Annotated in this window: 16 protein-coding genes; 11 read left to right on the forward strand and 5 right to left on the reverse strand. The window is 68.3% G+C overall.

The window, feature by feature from the left end:
* Positions 1–70: 70 nt before the first annotated feature.
* Entirely contained in the window at positions 71–1,090 is a 1,020-nt protein-coding gene (locus E3O54_RS13785; RefSeq protein WP_104102633.1) for a LacI family DNA-binding transcriptional regulator, read from the reverse strand.
* 85 nt (positions 1,091–1,175) lie between these two features.
* Entirely contained in the window at positions 1,176–2,201 is a 1,026-nt protein-coding gene (locus E3O54_RS13790; protein ID WP_233191504.1) for a LacI family DNA-binding transcriptional regulator, read from the reverse strand.
* Between the two features lie 248 nt (positions 2,202–2,449).
* On the opposite strand from E3O54_RS13790, the gene araB reads away from it, so the two are divergent.
* From araB to araA, 3 genes are read left to right on the forward strand one after another with little or no spacing between them, the layout of a single operon-like run.
* Complete coding sequence (gene araB / locus E3O54_RS13795; protein ID WP_134401824.1) at positions 2,450–4,174, forward strand: ribulokinase; 1,725 nt, start codon at positions 2,450–2,452, stop codon at positions 4,172–4,174.
* The gene (locus E3O54_RS13800; protein WP_134401825.1) at positions 4,171–4,881 is read left to right on the forward strand and encodes an L-ribulose-5-phosphate 4-epimerase; all 711 of its coding nucleotides are present in this window, start codon (positions 4,171–4,173) and stop codon (positions 4,879–4,881) included. The genes araB and E3O54_RS13800 overlap by 4 nt, the downstream gene beginning before the upstream one ends.
* Entirely contained in the window at positions 4,881–6,398 is a 1,518-nt protein-coding gene (gene araA, locus E3O54_RS13805; protein ID WP_134401826.1) for an L-arabinose isomerase, read from the forward strand. The genes E3O54_RS13800 and araA overlap by 1 nt, the downstream gene beginning before the upstream one ends.
* Positions 6,399–6,962: 564 nt before the next feature.
* On the opposite strand, the gene E3O54_RS13810 is transcribed toward araA, so the two are convergent.
* Both E3O54_RS13810 and E3O54_RS13815 read right to left on the reverse strand, forming a co-directional pair.
* Positions 6,963–7,298, reverse strand: coding sequence for a hypothetical protein (locus tag E3O54_RS13810; RefSeq protein ID WP_134401827.1), 336 nt, complete (start codon positions 7,296–7,298; stop codon positions 6,963–6,965).
* Positions 7,299–8,112: 814 nt separating this feature from the next.
* Complete coding sequence (locus E3O54_RS13815; RefSeq protein WP_233191505.1) at positions 8,113–8,475, reverse strand: MerR family transcriptional regulator; 363 nt, start codon at positions 8,473–8,475, stop codon at positions 8,113–8,115.
* 230 nt (positions 8,476–8,705) lie between these two features.
* Between E3O54_RS13815 and E3O54_RS13820 the strand changes: the two genes are divergently transcribed.
* The 7 genes from E3O54_RS13820 to E3O54_RS13850 all read left to right on the forward strand — a co-directional run bounded on the left by E3O54_RS13820 (position 8,706) and on the right by E3O54_RS13850 (position 18,518).
* On the forward strand, positions 8,706–10,226 hold the full coding sequence (locus tag E3O54_RS13820; RefSeq protein ID WP_104102650.1) for a SulP family inorganic anion transporter: 1,521 nt from the start codon (positions 8,706–8,708) through the stop codon (positions 10,224–10,226).
* Positions 10,227–10,441: 215 nt separating this feature from the next.
* Complete coding sequence (locus E3O54_RS13825) at positions 10,442–11,113, forward strand: IclR family transcriptional regulator (protein WP_134401828.1); 672 nt, start codon at positions 10,442–10,444, stop codon at positions 11,111–11,113.
* A gap of 44 nt (positions 11,114–11,157) precedes the next feature.
* Positions 11,158–12,846 carry a urocanate hydratase gene (gene hutU / locus E3O54_RS13830; RefSeq protein ID WP_134401829.1) on the forward strand — a complete coding sequence of 563 codons (1,689 nt, stop codon included), beginning with the start codon at positions 11,158–11,160 and terminating at the stop codon, positions 12,844–12,846.
* Positions 12,847–12,859: 13 nt separating this feature from the next.
* Positions 12,860–14,080: an allantoate amidohydrolase gene (locus tag E3O54_RS13835; protein ID WP_198411495.1), complete on the forward strand. Its 1,221-nt coding sequence runs from the start codon at positions 12,860–12,862 to the stop codon at positions 14,078–14,080.
* Entirely contained in the window at positions 14,077–15,600 is a 1,524-nt protein-coding gene (locus E3O54_RS13840; RefSeq protein ID WP_241976908.1) for a formimidoylglutamate deiminase, read from the forward strand. The genes E3O54_RS13835 and E3O54_RS13840 overlap by 4 nt, the downstream gene beginning before the upstream one ends.
* Positions 15,597–16,793 (forward strand): imidazolonepropionase, encoded by a 1,197-nt coding sequence (gene hutI / locus E3O54_RS13845; protein ID WP_134373520.1) that lies wholly within the window; start codon positions 15,597–15,599, stop codon positions 16,791–16,793. Before E3O54_RS13840 ends, hutI begins: the two co-directional genes overlap by 4 nt.
* A 444-nt stretch (positions 16,794–17,237) precedes the next feature.
* Entirely contained in the window at positions 17,238–18,518 is a 1,281-nt protein-coding gene (locus E3O54_RS13850; protein ID WP_104102664.1) for a hemolysin family protein, read from the forward strand.
* A 65-nt stretch (positions 18,519–18,583) separates the two neighbouring features.
* Here the strand turns inward: E3O54_RS13850 and E3O54_RS13855 are convergent, their stop codons facing one another.
* Positions 18,584–19,945: a protein kinase gene (locus E3O54_RS13855; RefSeq protein ID WP_134401830.1), complete on the reverse strand. Its 1,362-nt coding sequence runs from the start codon at positions 19,943–19,945 to the stop codon at positions 18,584–18,586.
* 143 nt (positions 19,946–20,088) lie between these two features.
* Here E3O54_RS13855 and E3O54_RS17195 point away from each other — a divergent pair, with 143 nt between their 5' ends.
* Entirely contained in the window at positions 20,089–20,703 is a 615-nt protein-coding gene (locus tag E3O54_RS17195) for a DUF4232 domain-containing protein (RefSeq protein ID WP_166785326.1), read from the forward strand.
* Positions 20,704–20,824: the final 121 nt, after the last annotated feature.

Below are 20,824 nucleotides of genomic sequence, written 5' to 3' on the forward strand. Positions count from 1 at the left end.
TAAATTTATCATTGCGAGTCCAGAGGCTTGCTGTCAAGCGAATTGCCGAGATTTCTCCGAGTACAGGCGGTCAAGCGGTGAGGGACACCGTGGACTCACGTTCAACCACGCGGAAATCGGCCAGCACCTCCCGGGGCGGGGCGGCCGGGTTCGTCTCCGCGATGCGTTCGAGCAGGATTCGCACGGCGGTCTCGGCAATCTCCTCCCGGCCGGGATCGACGGTGGAGAGGGTCGGCAGGCTGTACTGGGCCTCGTCGAGGTCGTCGAAGCCAATCGTCGAGACATCCTCCGGGATGCGCAGACCTGCCTCCTGCATCACCCGCATGGCGCCGAGGGTCAGGGTGTCGTTGAGCCCGAAGACGGCATCGAATCGCACCCCCGACGCGAGGAGGTCGCGCATCGCGGACGCGCCGTTCGATCGGTGCCACAGCGTCGTATATCCGACCAGGGCAGGGTCGAACGGGATGCCGGCAGCCTCAAGTGCCTCGCGGTAGCCCCGAAGACGCAGACCGGCCGATCCGATGATTTCCCCCTCGTGCGCGCCAATAATGGCGATGCGCCGGCGCCCCTGACTGATCAGGTGTTCGGTCGCGGCCCTCGCGGCGTCCACGTTGCGCATCGTGACGTGATCCGTCGGGCCACCGAAGATGCGCTCACCCAGCAGCACGAGCGGATAGCCCACCCGCAGGTACTCGGAGTCGTCGCTGTCCATGCCGAGGGCGCTGAAGAGCAGGCCGTCGGTCATCTGTCGGCGCGGGCTGGAGAGCAGCTCGATCTCCCGTCGGCGGTCGCCACCGGTCTGTTCGATCAGCACGGTCATGTGGTGGCGCTCGGCGGAGCGGATCACGGCGTCCGCGAGTTCCGCGAAGTAGCTGAGCGACAGCTCCGGCACGGCGAGCCCGATCACACCCGTGCGCCCGGAGCGCAAACTGCGGGCCGACAGGTTGGGCTGATAGTCGAGTTCCGCAATCGCCTCAACGACGCGCTGCTTGGTCGACGGCCGGATGTGTGGGTAGTCGTTGATGACATTGGAGACCGTCTTGATAGAGACCCCGGCGATCCTCGCAACGTCGTGCAGCGTTGCCGCCATGAGGACTCCTTAAGTGTGCGATTGACGAATGCGTCGACATCCGACCACATTTTACAACGTTGCATCTACCGCCCGCACGGTCAGGTCAGGGGTGCGGGGTCGCAGTGCTCCCCCGAACCATCAGCTCGGGTTGAATGACGGGGATCAGCTCCGCGGGCTCGCCGCCCATCAGGCGAAGCACCCGCTCAACCGCCAGCCGGCCGACCTCGTTGAAGTCGAGGCGGACGGTCGTGAGGCTCGGCTGGAAGTAGCGGGCCTCGCTCATGTCGTCGAAGCCGACGACGCTCACATCGCCGGGTACCTGGACGCCCCGCTCGTAAAGCGCTTTGATCACGCCGAGGGCCATCGAGTCGTTGGCCACCAGAACCGCGGTGATAGAGGAATCATCGGCGATCTCCAAGCCTGCCCGGTAGCCGGAATCGGCCGTCCAGTCGTCGGTACGAAACTCGGGATTGACCGTGCGGTGGTGCGCAGCGAGTTCGGACAGCCACCCAGCACGCCGCGCCTCCGAGGCCATCCAGCCGGGTGGGCCTCCCACGTGCCAAACGGTTTCGTGACCCAGCCCGATCAGGTGCCGGGTTGCCAGTCGCGCGCCGAGCACATCGTCCATCGACACGGCCGTCGAGCTTGCCGGTGAGCCCTGTTCGAACCGCACGATCGCAACGTCGGGGTCCAGAGCCCGCAGCACCTCGACGGCTGCCGTCATGGGGGCGAGCACGATGATCCCATCCACCGCGTCCGCGACGAGCGTGTCCAGCGCGGCACGAATGTCGGCCGAATCGACCTGGGGAATGCTCACCAGGCTCGTGGCGTAGCCGTTGCGCCGCGCCTCCTCGGCAATCCCGAAGAGGACCAGGGCTGAACCGTGCACCGGGAGGGAGTAGGAGACCACGCCCAGGTTCATGGACCGGTTCGTGGCGAGGGCGCGTGCGGCGGAATTGCGGTTGTAGCGCAACTGCGTGATGGCCCGTTCGACCCGTTCGCGCACGTCCGGACTGACATTGTTGTGTTCATTGACGACGCGAGACACAGTCTGTTGCGACACTCCGGCGAGTTTCGCCACGTCGATCATGCGCACGCTGCGGCCGCCCGGTCGAGGTTCCCTGCCCATGCGCACCCCCTCCCGAAAAGAAAATCCCCGATTCAGACATGTTAGCGCACCATGCCTGGTGTCATAAAGGCCTGAAGGGAGCGGATATCAGCACCGTCAATGGCAGACTTGTCAACCTGACAGGGCGCCCATCATCGATTGACAGCACTTGATAGTGCGCTAACATTGACTAACGCCAACAGTTATCGACGGTGAATCTCAGACGAAGTTGACGTTCTGTATCCGCGTGCCGGCAAGGGAGTCGATTCATGAGTGAGACCGCAGCACAACCAGATGCGCAGACACCAACCGGCGCCGAGTCCTACGTCATAGGTGTTGACTACGGCACCCTTTCCGGCCGGGCGGTCGTCGTGAGGGTCTCGGACGGCGCCGAACTCGGCTCGGCCGTGCTCGACTATCCCCACGCAGTCATGGACACCACCCTTGCTGCCACGGGCGCGACGCTGCCGCCGGAGTGGGCGTTGCAGGTTCCGCAGGACTACGTCGCCGTGCTGAAGAGCGCCGTGCCGGCCGCCATCGCCAACGCGGGCATCGACCCGGCCCGCGTCATCGGCATCGGCACCGACTTCACCGCCTGCACCATGGTTCCCGTCGTCGCCGACGGCACCCCGCTGAACGAGCTGCCGGAGTACGCCGGGCACCCGCACGCCTACGTCAAGCTATGGAGACACCACGCGGCACAGCCCCAGGCCGACCGGATCAACCAGCTCGCGGCCGAGCGCGGCGAGAGTTGGCTGCCACGCTATGGTGGCCTGATTTCCAGCGAATGGGAGTTCGCGAAGGGCCTCCAGCTGCTGGAGGAAGACCCGGAACTTTACGCCCGGATGGACCATTGGGTCGAGGCGGCAGACTGGATCGTCTGGCAGTTGACCGGCCACTATGTGCGCAACGCCTGCACCGCCGGCTACAAGGGCATCCTGCAGGACGGCGCTTACCCCGGCGAGGATTTCCTTGCCGCTCTCAATCCCGGCTTCGCGCGGTTCGCCGTCGACAAGGTGGCTCATGAGATCGGGCAGTTGGGCGCATCCGCCGGCACTCTTTCCGCGGAGGCCGCCGCCTGGACCGGACTGCCGGAGGGCATCGCCGTGGCGGTCGGCAACGTCGACGCTCACGTCACCGGCCCGGCCGCCCAGGCCGTGCTGCCGGGCCAGATGGTGGCCATCATGGGCACCTCGACCTGCCACGTGATGAACTCGGACCGGCTCGCGGAGGTTCCCGGCATGTGCGGGGTCGTCGACGGCGGCATCGTCTCCGGACTCTACGGCTACGAGGCCGGGCAGTCCGGCGTGGGCGACATCTTCGCCTGGTACGTCAACAACCAGGTCCCCGCCCGCTACTTCGCCGCGGCGGAGGCGGCGGGCCTGAGCGTGCACCAGCACCTCACCGAGCTGATCAAGGACCAGCCCGTCGGCGGGCACGGGCTGATCGCCCTCGACTGGCACAGCGGCAACCGCTCAGTGCTCGTCGACCATGAACTCTCCGGCCTCGTGCTGGGCACGACCCTCACCACCCGGCCCGAGGAGATATACCGGGCCCTGCTCGAGGCCACCGCATTCGGCGCGCGCACGATCGTCGAGACCTTCAACGCGAGCGGCGTGCCGGTGACCGAGTTCATCGTGGCCGGCGGGCTACTCAAGAATGCCTTCCTGATGCAGACCTACAGCAATATTCTGCGGATGCCGATCTCAACGATCGACAGCGAGCAGGGGCCCGCGCTCGGCTCGGCCATCCACGCGGCGGTCGCCGCCGGCGCGTACCCCGATGTGCGCGCGGCCGGCCAGGCCATGGGCAAGCTCAACAAGAACGTGTACACACCCAACGACGAGTCGGCGACGGCCTACGACAAACTGTTCGCCGAGTACACGCTGCTGCACGACTACTTCGGCCGGGGCGCGAACGACGTGATGCACCGTCTGAAGGCGCTGAAGCGTGAGGCGGGTGCATCGCTGCACTCGGCGGCGGTGCCGGCATGAGCCGCTTCGGCCCCACCGTCGACGCCGCTGTCATTCGTGTCCGTGAGGACGTCGCCCGCCTACACGGCGAGCTCGCCCGCTACGGGCTCGTGGTCTGGACCGGCGGCAACGTCTCCGGCCGGGTGCCCGGCGCCGACCTCTTCGTGATCAAGCCCAGCGGCGTCGACTACGCCGACCTCACGCCCGAGAACATGATCCTGTGTGACCTCGCGGGCGCCGTCATTCCCGGCTCCCCCGGTTCCGACCGGTCGCCATCGAGCGACACCGCCGCGCACGCCTACGTCTATCGCAACATGCCGGAGGTGGGCGGAGTCGTGCACACGCACTCCACTTACGCCACAGCATGGGCCGCCCGCGGGGAAGAGATCCCGTGCGTGATCACGGCGATGGCCGACGAATTCGGCGGCCCCGTGCCCGTCGGCCGGTTCGCTATCATCGGTGACGACACCATCGGCCGCGGCATCGTCGACGCCCTCACCGGCCACCGGTCCCGCGCGGTGCTGATGCAGAACCACGGCCCGTTCACGATCGGCAAGGACGCCCGCGACGCCGTCAAGGCCGCCGTGATGGTCGAGGACGTCGCCCGCACCGTGCACCTCGCCCGCCAGGGCGGAGACCTCATCCCGATCCCGCAAGCCGCGATCGACTCCCTCTTCAACCGCTATCAGAACGTCTACGGACAAGCACCGCAAGGAGCACTGCGCTAATGCCAACACTCACCACCACCCTCGATCACTACGAAGTCTGGTTCCTCACCGGAAGCCAGAACCTCTACGGCCAGGAGACCCTGCGTCAGGTCGCCGAGCAGTCCAGGACCATCGCCGACGCGTTCGGCGCAAGCAGCGACATCCCGGTGAAAATCGTCTGGAAGCCCGTGCTCACCGACTCGGACTCGATTCGCCGCGCGGCGCTCGACGCGAACTCGGATGACCGGGTGATCGGCCTGATCGCGTGGATGCACACCTTCTCACCCGCGAAGATGTGGATCTCCGGGCTCGACGCCCTGACCAAGCCGCTGCTGCACCTGCACACCCAGGCCAACGTCGAACTGCCCTGGAGCGAGATCGACTTCGACTTCATGAACCTCAACCAGGCCGCGCACGGCGACCGTGAGTTCGGCTACATCCAGACCCGTCTCGGCGTGTCCCGCAAGACTGTCGTCGGCCACGTCTCCAACCCGGCCGTGACAAACCAGATCGGCACCTGGACCCGCGCGGCCGCCGGTTGGGCCGCGTCCCGCAGCATGAAGCTCGCCCGCTTCGGCGACAACATGCGCTACGTCGCCGTCACCGAGGGCGACAAGACCGAGGCCGAACTGCGCTTCGGGGTGCAGGTGAACACCTGGCCGGTCAACGAACTCGCCGAGGCCGTGCACGCGGCGACGGATGCCGAGATCACCGCTCTGGTCGCGGAGTACGAAGACCTCTACGACGTGGCCCCCGAATTGCGCGTGGGCGGCGAACGCCACGAGTCGCTCCGATACGGTGCCGCGATCGAGATCGGACTCAAGTCCTTCCTCGAGGCCGGCGGCTTCAGCGCCTTTACCACTAGCTTCGAAGACCTCGGCGCGCTCCGCCAGCTGCCGGGCCTCGCCGTGCAGCGGCTGATGGAACAGGGCTACGGCTTCGCCGGGGAGGGCGACTGGAAGACGGCCATCCTCGTGCGCGTGGCCAACGTGATGGGCGCCGGCCTGCCCGGCGGTGCGAGCCTGATGGAGGACTACACCTATGACCTCACCCCCGGGGACGAACTGATCCTCGGTGCCCACATGCTCGAAGTAAACCCGGCGCTCTCAACCGAGAAGCCCACACTCGAAATCCACCCGCTCGGAATCGGCGACCGCGAAGACCCCGTGCGCCTGGTCTTCAACGCCGCCCCCGGCCCCGCCGTCGTGGTCGCGATGAGTGACATGCGCGAGCGGTTCCGACTCATCGCCAACGTGGTCGAGGTCGTCGAGCCCACCGAGGCACTCCCGAAGCTCCCGGTCGGCCGCGCCGTCTGGCGCCCCGCGCCCGACTTCGCCACCTCCGCCGCCGCCTGGCTCACCGCCGGCGCCGCCCACCACACGGTCATGTCGACTGCCGTCGGCATCGAGGTCTTCCAGGACTACGCCGAGATGGCTCACACCGAACTCCTCCTGATCGACCAGTCCACGACACTGCGTGACTTCGGCCGTGAGGTGCGATGGAACCAGGCATACTACCGGCTGGCGCAAGGACTGTAGCTCCGGGGCGAACACGGGACTCCCGCCTCAGCTTGGCGGAGGTTTCGCCGGTCTTACCGTTCGAGGCCGGCGGCACGGGTACGAGGGTCGTCGGTCGATTTCGACTCGTCGCCGCGGGTAGCCGGGCGGGCCTTTACGGTCAGGCCGGCAGCGCGCATCGCGCACCTCGTCGAGCGCGGTAGCCGGCATCTGCTGGCCGGCCCCGCACTTGCTCGGCGGCGCGCTCTGAGCCTGCTTCTCTTGCAGGTCCGCCACTCGTACCGCGAGCTCCGCGCCAACGCTGCGCTCATGGTACGCCATCAGGGATGGCCTGGGTTTGGGTCGGTTCACCCTTGTACCGGTCACGGAACACGTCGACTTCGGCGGCAAGGCGCACCCACTCCTGTCGGCGGGTGCTCTCGGTCGGGATGTCTCCGAACGGACCGCGGGGCGGTCTGAAAGTCGCGCGATTGCCCGATCGCCCGGGTGCTCAAGGATCAGCAGTTTCAAATTCGCGTCGTTTCGAAAATCGATCAAATGAGGCTCGGGACTTCCTTGCTCGACGGCATTGAGGCGTCGGATTTTCTACCGTTCGCGGCCGTCATCGCGGGTACGCTGGTCATCGGAATGTGTCGTCTGGTCTCCGCGCGTGGCCTGCCGCGGCATTACGGTGAGGCCGGCGGCGCGTTGCGCTTTACGCTGCTTACCTGCCGTAATCCGGTTCGCGGCGCGCATCACGTCGAGTGCGGTGTCCGGCCTATGCCGGCCGGTTTCGCGAGCGTTCGGCGGGGTGCTCTGAGCCTGCTTCTTCTGCAGGGTAGCTACGCGCGCCGCGAGTTCGGCACCAACCGCGCGCTCACGGTACGCCGCGGGAATGGCCTCGGTCTGTGCCGGGTCCATATCGTACCGGTCGCGGAACACGTCGACTGCGGCGGACGCCCGGCCACTGCTGGCGCCTGGTTGGCGGGGGCCGTTTCGATACGTCGTTCCATTCGGCGGGAGAAGACGGGGCCGACGTCGTCGGCGGTGCCGCGTTCTCGTTCGTTCCACGAGTCCCGCAGCACACTGGCTGGGTCAAGGCCGTGGGTTTCGGCGTGGGTGTGGCTGCTCGTTCAGGCAACGTCGACTGATCGAACGCTCGGACTCGCGCAGCTGAATTCTTCAGACAGCCAGAGCCGTCCGCACGAGTTCGGAGAGTTGCTTGACTGGGACCTCGCGCCGATAGAGGAAAGCTTTCAACGCTTCGCCGTAGATGACGCTGCGCACGCGGCTGGCGCTCATGGTGTCCCACCTGAGTTCAGACCAATGCGGCTAACTGTTCCCGTACCCATGAAGACAACGTGTCAGCTTCCACCTCGCGCCCGGACAGAACAATGCCTGGCCAGGTCCGCCGTGTCGAACGGGATCGTGAGTGTGCCCGGCTCCAGCGCCAGAGGGGCATCGATCTCGATCGGCGGGGCTCACTCGCCCGGCACTTCATTGAGCCGCTCGTCGTCAGAGACGCTTAGGCTCACGGACAACACGGCCTTGCCGAGTCCGCGGGCTTCAAATGTTGCAGCGGATTCGACGGCAAGGACATTCTTCGAAAAAGCTGTCGTCACCGTCAGCGATGCCGTTTTCGGTCGAGCGGCGGTCGTCAGGGCGACAGCAAGTCACACTACTCAGAGTCCCATGAATTCGCGGAAGTGAGCTGTTCTAAACCTTCAGCCACCTGAGTCCACCGCAGGGCACTAGCTCACTGCTGGCGCAGGAGAGCAAGGAATTCGTCGGCCATTGCGAGCTGATCCCGCAGCCCCTGGCGCCGCTCCTCGGCCTGTGCGATGAAGGACTCCAAGTCTGACCTCACGGCGGCAATGTCGGCGCCCTCGATGGCGCCATCCAGTGTGTCGATGGTCTTGAGGAGCGACATCATTTCTTCAAGCGAGAAGCCCAGCGGCTTCATGCGCCGGATCAGGATCAACCGGGCCAGATCTTCGTCCGTGTAGAGACGGAAGCCGCCATCAGTCCGGCCTGAGGCCCTGAGCAAACCGATTTCGTCGTAGTGGCGGATGGTTCGCAATGACAGTCCGGTGCGTTCGGCCAGTTCGCCGATATGCATAGTTGCCGTTGGCTCAGTCGGTGACATGGCGGGACCTCTCATGCGTGGACTCGAACATAACCCTAACGTTAGGGTAGAGTTGTGATCGTCGGCTGACATTGTGTGACAGCCCACCATCCATCCTCGCCGTATCGGCGGATGATTGTGCGCACCGGGCGCACCCCTTCCCCTTCCCCTTCCCCTTCGCCCTATTCTGGCCCGCCACCGCGAGCCCCGTCCCTGGAGGCCCCATGGCACTCGCTCAAAAATCCCCCACGCCCGACCGTTACAAAGCCGAGCCATCAGTGATGACAGCACTTCGAACTCCGCGGCTCCTCACCCGAGAAGCTCTCGCCGGCCTCGTCGTCGCGATGGCGCTGATCCCGGAAGCGATCTCGTTCTCCATCATCGCTGGCGTCGACCCACGGGTTGGACTGTTTTCGTCCTTCGTGATGGCCGTATCCATTGCGTTCCTCGGCGGCCGCCCCGCGATGATCACCGCCGCAACGGGAGCCATCGCCCTAGTGATCGCCCCGGTAGCACGCGAGTACGGCATGGATTATTTCATCGCCACGGTCATCCTGGCCGGGCTCCTGCAGGTGATCCTGGGCGTGCTGGGCGTGGCCAAGCTCATGCGTTTCATCCCGCGCAGCGTCATGGTCGGATTCGTGAACTCCTTGGCCATCCTCATCTTCATCGCACAGTTGCCGCATTTGCTCGGGGTGCCGTTCATGGTGTACCCGCTGGTGGCGATCGGGATCATCATCATGGTCGTCATGCCCCGGTTCACCAAGATTATCCCCGCCCCGTTGGTCGCCATCGTGGTGCTGACCATCGCAACCGTCACCATCGCAATCAACGTGCCCACCGTCGGCGACCAGGGCGAACTGCCCAAGAGCCTCCCCGAACTCTTCATCCCAAACGTTCCCCTCAACGCAGAGACGCTCACGATCATCGCCCCCTACGCGCTGGCCATGGCCATGGTCGGCATCCTCGAGTCCCTAATGACGGCCAAACTCGTCGACGAGGTCACCGACACCCACTCCCACAAGACCCGCGAAACCTGGGGTCAAGGCGTCTCCAACATGCTCTCCGGCTTCTTCGGCGGCATGGGCGGGTGCGCCATGATCGGCCAGACCATGATCAATGTGAAGGCCTCCGGCGCCCGAACCCGCATCTCCACGTTCCTTGCCGGCGTATTCCTGCTGATCCTGGTCGTCGCTCTCGGCGATGTCGTCGCCATCATCCCCATGGCCGCCCTGGTGGCCGTGATGATCATCGTCTCGGTGCTGACCTTCGACTGGCACAGCATCCGTCTGTCCACACTTCAGAGGATGCCAAAAAGCGAAACTACGGTCATGGTCGCCACAGTCGCCGTGGTCGTAATTACCCACAACCTCGCCATCGGCGTAGTCGTCGGGGTTCTCGTGGCAATGGTCGCCTTCGCCCGCCGGGTGGCGCACCTCGTAGACGTTGAACGCAGCTTGTCCAATGATGAGTCTGTCCCGACTGCGTACTACACCGTGACCGGCGCGCTCTTTTTCGCGTCAAGCAACGACCTCACCACCCAGTTCGAGTACGCAGAAGACCCGGACCGCATCGTCATCGACATGGCCGCCTCCCACATCTGGGACGCCTCCACCGTCGCAGCCCTCGACTCCATCACGAACAAATATGAACGTCTCGGCAAACGCGCCGTGATCGTCGGTATGAACGATGCCAGCACCAATATCCACGCCCGCCTCGCCGGCAACCTCGGCGGAGGTCACTGACCCCACCGGCTGAGCAGCATCCCTCGTCGACTCCCCGCCGCGGCGTAGACAAGTTCGCGAGAGGTGGAGGAGTCGGCGAGGACGTGGGCGGTGTTCGGGGTCATGCCCTGGACCCGGTGAATGGGAACGGGTCCCCCATCCGCTTCTTGCCATAGAGTGGCACTTGAGTTTTACTGGATGACATCAGCATCCGCACGAGAACCGGGAGAGCACCCATGGCCGAGTCGTCCACCCGAACCGTGGAACGAGCCCTCGACCTGCTCGCCGTGATCTGCGACGCCGACGGGCTCACGCTCTCGGAGAGCTCACGCGCCGTCGCCCTCGCACCGAGCACCGCCCTGCGCCTGCTGCGCACGCTCGAGACCCGCGGCTTCGTGCACAAGACCGACGACGGCGCCTACCTGCCGGGCAGCCGCATCATCCAGCTCGGCGCGCAGTCGCTCAGCAGCGAGTCGCTGGTCACCCTCTCCCGCCCGGCCATGGAGCGGCTCGTCGCCGAGACCGGCGAGTCCGTCTACCTCAGCGTCGTGGGCCACAACGCCACCGGGCTCTACATCGCCATCGTCGAGGGCACCCACTCGGTGCGGCACACGAGCTGGGTCGGCCGCACCGTGCCGCTCGAACGCTCCGCGGCCGGGCAGGTGCTCACCGGGCATACCCCGGAGACCGGCTACGTGGTCGTCGAACGCGGCGTCGAAACGGATGTCACGGCCCTGGCCGCGCCGATCCGTTCGGAGGCCAGAACAATCGCCGCCCTGAGCCTGGTCATCCCGAGCTACCGGGTGGAGACCGCGGACATCCGTCGCTACGGCCCGCTGCTGGTTCAGGCTGCCGGGCATGTGTCCGCCGGTCTCAGCCGTGCCGTCCCCAACCTCCCTACGGACTGATCGACCCCGAATCGCCCGAACCCCCGAACCCCTAGGAGACAGTGATGTCCGAATCCCGCCCCGTGCGCGCCGCCCGCGGCACCAAGTTGACCGCGAAGAGCTGGCAGACCGAGGGCCCGCTGCGGATGCTGATGAACAATCTCGACCCCGAGGTGGCCGAGCACCCGGAGAACCTGGTGGTCTACGGCGGCACGGGCAAGGCCGCCCGCAACTGGGAGGCCTATGACGCCATCGTTCGCACGCTCACCACGCTGGAAAAGGACGAGACGCTGCTGGTGCAGTCCGGCAAGCCGGTCGGCGTGTTCCGCACGCACGAGTGGGCGCCGCGGGTGCTGATCGCCAACTCCAACCTGGTCGGCGATTGGGCGACCTGGCCGGAGTTCCGCCGCCTCGAGGCCCTCGGCCTGACGATGTACGGCCAGATGACGGCGGGTTCGTGGATCTACATCGGCACCCAGGGCATCCTGCAGGGCACATATGAGACCTTCGCCGCCGTGGCCGCGAAGTTCGCCGCCCGTGAGGGCGGGCCTCACAAACACAGTGGCGGCACCCTGGCCGGCACGCTCACCCTCACCGGTGGGGCCGGCGGCATGGGCGGCGCGCAACCGCTGGCCGTGACCATGAACGGCGGCGCCGTGCTGATCGTCGACGTGGACGAGTCCCGGCTACTGCGCCGGGTCGAGCATGGCTATCTCGACGAACTGGCACCCACCCTCGACGACGCCATCGCCCGGGTACTCGCGGCGAAGAACGAGAAGCGCGCCCTCTCCGTGGGCGTGGTCGGCAACGCGGCGACCGTGTTCGCCGAGCTGCTGGAGCGGCGGGTGCCGATCGACATCGTCACCGACCAGACCAGCGCGCACGACCCTCTGGCCTACCTGCCGGAGGGTGTCACTGCGGAGGAGTGGCATGACTACGCGGCCGCGAAGCCCGAGGAGTTCACCGAGCGCGCCCGGGCATCCATGGCCAAACAGGTCACCGCGATGGTGGGCTTCCAGGATGCCGGTGCCGAGGTCTTCGACTACGGCAACTCGATCCGGGCGGAGGCGGAGCTCGGCGGCTGCGCGCGGGCGTTCGATTTTCCCGGGTTCGTGCCCGCATATATCCGCCCGCTGTTCGCCGAGGGCAAAGGCCCGTTCCGCTGGGTGGCGCTCTCGGGCGACCCGGCCGACATCGCGGCGACCGACCAGGCCATCGTGGAGCTGTTCCCCGAGGACGAGCACCTGCGCCGCTGGATCACGAAGGCGCAGAACACCGTGCACTTCGAGGGCCTGCCCGCCCGGATCTGCTGGCTCGGCTACCAGGAACGGCACCGGGCCGGCCTGAAGTTCAACGAGATGGTGGCGTCGGGCGAGCTGAGCGCGCCGATCGTGATCGGCCGCGACCACCTCGACTCCGGCTCGGTCGCCTCGCCCTACCGGGAGACCGAGGCCATGCTGGACGGGTCGGATGCGATCGCCGACTGGCCGCTGCTGAACGCGCTGCTGAACACGGCGTCGGGCGCCACCTGGGTGTCGATCCACCACGGCGGCGGCGTCGGGATCGGCCGCAGCATCCACGCCGGCCAGGTGATCGTGGCCGACGGCACCCCCCTGGCCGCCGAGAAGATCGCCCGGGTGCTCACCAACGACCCCGGCACCGGCGTGATGCGGCACGTCGACGCCGGGTATCAGCGGGCCGAGGAGGTGGCCCGGGAGCGCGGCCTGCGCGTGCCGATGTGGGAGTCGGAGTGAGTGGGGTGTGCGCATGAGCGAGCTCGCCCACGGAATGCTCGCCGGACTCGCCGAGATCGCCGACACCGGGCGGGACTCCCGCCGCGGCGGCTACTCCCGGCACCTCTGGCAGGGTGCCGACCTCGAGCTGCGGACCTGGTTCGCCCTGCGCGCCGAGCGCCTCGGGCTCAGCGTCGAGACCGACCGTAACGGCAACCTCTGGGCCTGGTGGGGAGAGCCGGGGCCGGATGCCGTGGTCACGGGCAGCCACCTGGATTCCGTTCCCGGCGGCGGCGCCTATGACGGCCCCCTCGGCGTGGTCAGTGCGCTCGAGGCCGTCGCGCGGCTGCGGGCATCCGGGTTCACGCCGTCCCGCCCCTGCGCTGTGCTCGTCTGCGCCGAGGAGGAGGGCTCCCGATTCGGGATCGCCTGCCTGGGCTCCCGGCTGCTGACCGGCGGCATCGACGCCGACCGGGCCCGCGCGCTCATCGACGCCGACGGGATCACCCTGGCCCAGGCTGCCCGCCGCGCCGGGCTCGACCCTGCGCACCTCGGCGCCGACCGGGACGCCCTGGCCCGAATCGGCCTCTTCATCGAGCTGCACGTGGAGCAGGGCCGCGGCCTGGTCGACCTCGGCCGGCCCGTGGCGGTGGCGTCGTCGATCCTCGCGCACGGGCGCTGGCGCCTCACCGTGACCGGCCAGGGCAACCACGCCGGCGCCACCCCGATGGAAGACCGCCGCGACCCGCTCGTGGCCGCTGCCCGCGCGATCGTCGCCGTGCAGGATGCCGCCGGGAACCACCCCGGCGCGCGCGCCACGGTCGGCCGCCTGGAGGTGGTGCCGGGCGGGACCAACGTGATCGCGTCATCCGTGCACGCCTGGCTCGACGCCCGCGCGCCCACCGACGCCGAGACCCGCGACCTGGTCGCCGCAATCGAGGCGGCCGTCGGCGAGGCCGCCCTGGTGAACGGATGCTCCGTGGCCGTCACCGAGGAGTCCTGGACCGGAACGGTGACGTTCGACCCCGAGCTCGTGGGACGATTCCGGTCGGTGCTCGGCGGTGACGCCCTCGTTCCGGCCCTGCCGACGGGCGCCGGGCACGATGCAGGCGTGCTCGCAGCGAGCGTGCCGAGCGCCATGCTCTTCGTGCGCAATCCCACCGGCGTCTCGCACTCCCCCGAGGAATTCGCCGAGGTGGGCGACTGCGTCGCCGGGATCGACGCCCTGGAGACCCTGCTGCGGAGCCTGCTGTGAGCGCGCGGGGGGTCGAGGCTGGGGCTGGACAGTCGGGGACACCGGTGGCCGCCTACTGGTGCGAACTGGCGCTGGTCGACGGGGCTGCCCTGCCCGGCGTGCGGCTGGAGGTGGGCACGGACGGGCGCCTTCAGGCTGTCACACCGCGCTCCGAGCCGCGGCCCGGCGACGTGCGGCTCGGCACCGTGCTGCCGGGGCTGGCCAACGCGCACTCGCACGCCTTCCACCGGGCGTTGCGGGGCCGCACCCACGACGCCGGCGGCGACTTCTGGCAGTGGCGGGAGGCCATGTACCAGGTGGCCGCCGGCCTCGACCCCAAGCGGTACTTCCTGCTGGCACGGGCGGTGTTCGCCGAGATGCTGGCCTCCGGTTTCACGGCAGTCGGCGAGTTCCACTATCTGCATCACCGGCCGGGCGGCTCCCGATACCCCGCCGAACACGCCATGGAACTGGCGTTGGCGGCCGCGGCACGGGAGGTGGGCATCCGTCTGGTGCTGCTCGACACGCTCTACCTCGACGGCGGGATCGGGATGCCCCTCACCCCCGCGCAGCGCGCCTTCGGCGACGGATCGGCGGCCGCCTGGCTGGCCCGGTGGCACTCGCTGCGCGCGGCGCTCGGCCGTGCTGCCACGGCCGATGACGGCGACGGCTCCCCTGCTGACAGCCAGGCCGACATCCAGGCCGGCACGGATGCCCGCGTCACCCTGGGCGCGGCGATCCATTCGGTGCGGGCGGTGTCCCCGACCGCGATCCGGGAGGCGCTCGCCGGGCTGCCCGATGCCGTTCCACTGCACATCCACCTGTCGGAGCAGCCTCAGGAGAACGCGGACTGCCGGGCCGCCTACGGCCGGACCCCAACCGAGGTGCTGGCCTGGATCGGGGCGCTCGCTCCGCGGCTGAGCGTCGTGCACGCCACGCACCTCACCGACGAGGATTTGGCGCTGATCGGGACATCCGGGGCCTCGGTTGTGATCTGCCCGACCACGGAAGCCGACCTCGGCGACGGGATCGGGCCGGCCCTGGCGTTGCAGCGGGCCGGCGCGCGGATAGCCCTCGGCTCGGACCAGAACGCCGTCATCGACCCGCTGCTCGAGATGCGCGGCCTGGAGGCCGGCGAGCGCCTGGCATCGGGCCGGCGCGGCCGGTTCACGCCCGCCGAACTGCTCGTGGCCGCTTCGGACCACGGCTATGCCGCGCTCGGACTCGGCCGGCAGCGCCTCATCCCCGGTGACCTGTGCGACCTCGTGGAGGTGGCGAGCGACAGCATCCGCACAGCCGGATCGTTGCCGGAGCAGCTGCCGCTGACCGCGACGGCCGCCGACGTGCGCCGGGTGATCGTGGGCGGACGCGTCGTCGCCGACTCCGGGGTGCTGGTGGGTGGCGCGGGCGGGCCTGGCGGGCGCCCGTCGAGCACGTTGCAACCCGAGCTGCGACCCGAGCTGCGACCCGAGATCCTGCTGCGCGACGCCCTCGCCGCGCTCGACGGCACCGCCGCGCTCGCGTCAGGAGAACGACCATGACCCCCGAACCGACCGAGCTGATCACCGGTATCCGGGAACTGACCACGCAGGCGGACGGCGCCCCGCGCCTCGCCGACGCCGCCCTCGTGATCGAGGGCGGCCGCATCGCGTGGATCGGACCGGCGTCCGCGGCACCGGCGGCCGATGTCCGCACGGATGCCGGCGGCCGGGCCGCTCTGCCCGGCTGGGTCGACAGCCACACCCACCTGGTGTTCGCGGGCGACCGGGCCGCGGAATTCGAGGCCCGGATGGGCGGGCAGCCCTACGCGGCGGGGGGAATCCTGACCACCGTGGCTGCCACTCGCGCCGCAACCGAGGCGCAGCTCACGGCCACGGCGGCCCGGCTGCGGCGAGAGGCGGAGGCGCAGGGCACCACGTTCCTCGAGAGCAAGACCGGCTACGGCCTCGACCTGGCGAGCGAGGCGCGGTCGGCTCGGGTGGCGGCATCCGTCGCCGATGTCGTCACATTCCTCGGCGCGCATATCGTGCCGCCGGGCATCGACCGGCGCGACTACCTGGACCTGGTCACCGGGCCGATGCTCGCCCTGGTGGCTCCGCACGCACAGTTCGTCGACGTGTTCTGCGAGGTCGGGGCGTTCGATGTGGCGGAGAGCCGGGAGGTGCTGCTGGCCGGCCGCGCCGCCGGCCTCGGCCTGCGCCTGCACGGCAACCAGCTGGGATTCAGCGGCGGGGTGCGCCTCGCGGTGGAGCTCGGCGCGGCGAGCGTCGACCACTGCAACCACCTCGAGCCGGCGGACCTCGACGCCCTCGCCGCCTCAGCCACCGTGGCCACCCTCCTGCCCGCCTGCGACCTCTCCACGCGGCAGCCGTTCCCGCCGGCCCGGCGGCTGCTCGACGCCGGCGCGAGCATCGCCCTGGCCACCAACTGCAATCCGGGCAGCTCCTACACGACGTCGATGGCGTTCTGCGTGGCCACCGCGGTGCTGCAAATGGGTCTGACGATCGAGGAGGCGGTGTGGGCGGCGACCCGCGGCGGAGCCCGGGCTCTCGGCCGCGACACGGGAACGGACGCGGTCGGAGCCCTGCGCGTGGGCGGGCGGGCCGACCTGCAGGTGCTTGACGCGCCATCCGTCGCTCATCTCGCCTACCGCCCAGGCGTGCCGCTGACCTGGGCGGTCTGGCGGCAGGGTGTGCGGGCCGGCCGCCGCGGCCCATCACCGCTCCCGGCCTGACCGAGGGATTCCCGCCTCGCGCCCTCACTCTCCCCTCTCCCTCGCCGTCATCCTCCAACCCACCCCGTCGCGCATGACTCCTGCACATTGCTCAATCACTCATCGGGCACCCCCGGAATTCCGCGGATGTCCGGCGCCGGTCCCGAGAAATCGCAGGAGTTATGCACGCGAGGCATCGAAGACCACCTCCCGGGCCAGGACACTCCGTCGCCGGACAGCCATCCAGCCGACGTCCAGGCAGCTCGCCGGCCGGCCAGGAGCCCACCCGCCCGTGGCCAACTCAGGAGAATGGCTGGCTTCGTCACCACGCCCCCTGCAATTCCGCGGCACCGCCACGCGATCAGCAGCCGACTCGCCGGATCTCCTGAGTTAGCCACACGCAGGAGGAGCCGACGCAGCGGCGCGGCCCGGGTGGAGTCCTCGAACGGCTTTAGAATGACCGGCATGGACGTTTATACCTGGCTCAACCTGGCGCTCGTGCTGCTGTTCGTGCTCATCGGCGGCGTGTTCGCAGCGACCGAGTTGGCGTTGGTGTCCCTGCGCGAGAGCCAGCTGCGCGCGCTGGAACGCGAAAGCACCCGTGGCAAAACGGTCGCCCACCTGGCCCGGGACCCGAACCGGTTTCTGGCGGCCGTGCAGATCGGCGTCACCGTCGCCGGATTCCTGTCCGCCGCCTACGGTGCCTCCACGCTGGCGCCCGACCTCGCTCCACTGCTGGTGGTACTCGGGCTGTCGAAAGGCGCCGCGGACACGCTTGCCCTGGTCGGTCTGACGCTCCTCGTCGCCTACCTCTCCCTGGTGTTGGGGGAACTCGTGCCGAAGCGATTCGCGCTGCAGAAGGCCAGCAGCTTCGCGCTCGCGCTCGCGCCACCGCTCCAGGTCTTCGCGACCCTGATGCGCCCCGTGATCTGGCTGCTGTCCGTCTCGACGAACGCCGTTGTGCGGCTCCTGGGCGGAGACCCGCACGCCCGGAGCGAGCTCGTGTCTGATGAGGAGTTGCGCGACCTCGTCGACGCACACGAGGGCCTCGAGGTCGAGGAACGGCACATCCTGAGTGAAGTGCTCGACGCCACCAACCGGCTGGTCAAGGAGGTGATGCGCCATCGCGGAGACGTCGACTTCCTGGTCGGCACGCAGACGATTCCCGCCGCCCTGGAGGAGATCCGGTCGCTGCCGCACTCGCGCTACCCGGTGATCGGCCGCTCAATCGACGAGGTGCTGGGCTTCGTACACGTGCGCGATCTCCTGGACCCCGACGCCCACCCCGGCGCGACGACCGTAGCCGAGGTGGTGCGGGCCATCGTCTTCCTTCCCGGCACCAATCGCATCCTGCCGGCCATGACCCAGCTGCGCCGTGCCGGCGTGCACATCGCGATCGTCGTCGACGAATACGGCGGCACCGACGGTATCGTGACTCTCGAGGATCTCGTTGAGGAGCTCGTGGGTGAGATCCACGACGAATACGACCTGCCTGTGCCCGAGGGACACTCCGACGAGAACGGCCAGGCCCGGCTGGCGGATGGCGGCCTGAATATCGAAGACTTCACGGATGCCACAGGAGTCGAACTCGAGGACGGCCCCTATGAGACCGCGGCCGGCTTCGTGACCTACCGGCTCGGACGCATGCCCCAGGTGGGCGACACCGTCTCGGCCGGGGACTACCAGTTGCGGGTCGCCGCTCTCGACGGGCTGCGCGTCAGCGTCATCGAGGTCGGTGCCGGCTGAGCGAGGACTCCGCGTGACCACTGCGCCTGGCCACACCGCCTGACCGCTCATGGGGCCGCTTCCCTTCAGGAAAGAGCGGCGCGCCGGCTTTCCAGCCGCAGTTCGAGTTCGCTCATCACCAGAGCGGCAAGGTCGGTGAGGATGCGGAGCTCGGGCGCGGTGATGGCGCGCGGTCGGAAGTCGATAACGCACAGGGTGCCGAGGTTGTAACCGTTCCGGGTCGTCAGGGGTACTCCGGCATAAAACTGCAGGCCGAATTCCTCGGCCACGAGTGGGTTTGCGAGCGCGCGCGGGTCGGTGCGGGCATCCTCTACCACCCAGGGTCCCTCGGACATGATGGCCGAGGCACAGAGGCCCGGATCGCGGGGGATCTCCTCGAGGTCGAGGCCGTGATGCGATTTGAACCAGATACGGTCGGTGTCGACGATACTGACGATCGCGATCGGCACATCGCACAACCGGGCGGCGAGCGCGGCAATCCGGTCGAAGGCGCCGTCGGCGGGAGTGTCGAGAATGTCGAGGCGCGCGACCTCGTGCAGCCGTGCGGGTTCGTCGCTGACGAGGTGATCCACGGCACTACGATGGCGGCCGGTTTCCGCGATAACAGCCTGGTGCAGAGCGAGCACCACCTCCGCGGTCGGCGGGCGCTGCTCCGGCTTGCGGGCCAGCATGGTCGACAGAAGGTGCCGCCACTCCGGGGCGAGTTCCTGCGGGATGGCAGGGTCGCGCTGGAGTCTGGCCAGGGCCGACGGGATCGGCTCCCCGGGGAACGCCGTCTCACCGGTGAAGCATTCCAGGAGCACGAGCCCCAACGCATAGATGTCGCTCGCCGGGCCGAGGTTCTCTCCCCGGGCCTGCTCCGGACTGAGATAGGCGGCCGTGCCCGTCGTCATCCCCTGGGTGGTCACCCGCGCGCTGTCCGGGAACAGGGCGATGCCGAAATCGGTCAGCCGCGCGCGCGCTCGGGAATCCGAGCTGTATTCCGCAAGGAGGATGTTCGCCGGTTTGATATCACGGTGGATGACGCCGCGCCCGTGGATGTAGTCGAGCCCCTCCGCCAGGTCGTAACCGATCTGGGCGATGTGCCGCGTCGACATCGGATCCCGGTCGAGTCGCTGACGCAGGTTGATGCCGTCCACGAGCTCCATCACGAGGAAGATCTGCGGGTGGTCCGCCTCGGTCCGGTCCACACCGACGTCGAACAGGGTGACAATGCTGTGGTGGTTCAGGCTTGCCAGCACGTTGATCTCGGCTTGCTGGCGCTGAATATTGGGCACGTCGGTGGCGCGAAGTTCGAAGATCTTGATCGCCACGTCCCGACCCAGACGCTCGTCGGTGGCCCGGTAGACCGAGGCCATTCCGCCGCGGCCGATCAGGTCCTTAACCCGGTAGCGTGCGTCCAGGAACTTCGGAAATTGCGTGGTCATCAGACCCCCCCTTTGGAAATGAGTCTAGGTCAGCTTCGCGGGGGATGTTACATATCTTTGGCCCGCGCCCGTGTCCCTGGGCGACAACGCCCAGGCAGTGTGAAACTGGGGCTATGACGGTGATGCGGGGTCTAGGGCGGTCAATGGCAGTCGGACTGGGGTGCGCGGCGGCGTTGGTGCTGGCCGGATGCGCGGGGCCGGGTTCACCCCCGACCGGCGATGTCTCGCCGCCCGGTTCGACCCCGACGGCAGCTTCGACCCCGACCTCCCCAGCCACGCAGTCCTCGACACCCGCTCCCGCCGATTCGGCCTCCGCCGGCACCTGCGGTTCGAACCAACTGGCGCTGTCGCTGCAGTCGAGGCCTCAGGACAGCGGCATGGGCAACTTCTACTGGGACCTGCGCCTCACGAACACCGGCCCGGCGGCGTGCACGGTCGAGGGCTACCCGGTGACGACTCTGGTCGGCGCGGCCCCGAATGTGCCGGTCGGGTCCGCTTCCGACACCGAGCCGGGACGCTGGTACCCGGTGGCGGTCCTCGCGTTGGCGCCCGGGACATCCGCGTACAGCCTGCTGCACCTCGGCCAAGCCGGCGCGTACGGCTGTCCCCTCGTGCCGGTCGGCGCCCTCGACGTGACGCTGCCCGGCTGGGACACCGCGAGCCGGGTGGCCACTCCGAACCCGATCGAGGGCTGTGACGACGACAGCACCGTGCTCGTGCGCACCGGCCCGCTGGCCCCGGCCCCGGTCAGCTTCTAGAGCCGGGCCGGCTTCGGCCGCACGGTGGCCAACTCAGGAGATCCGGGGCAGGCCGCGGCATCCGTTGCCTGATTCCGGGGGCAGGGGCTGCAGCCGACACCGGTTTTCCTGAGTTAGCCGC

The organism is Cryobacterium sp. TMT2-4 (genome assembly GCF_004402575.1).
Lineage (GTDB): Bacteria > Actinomycetota > Actinomycetes > Actinomycetales > Microbacteriaceae > Cryobacterium > Cryobacterium sandaracinum.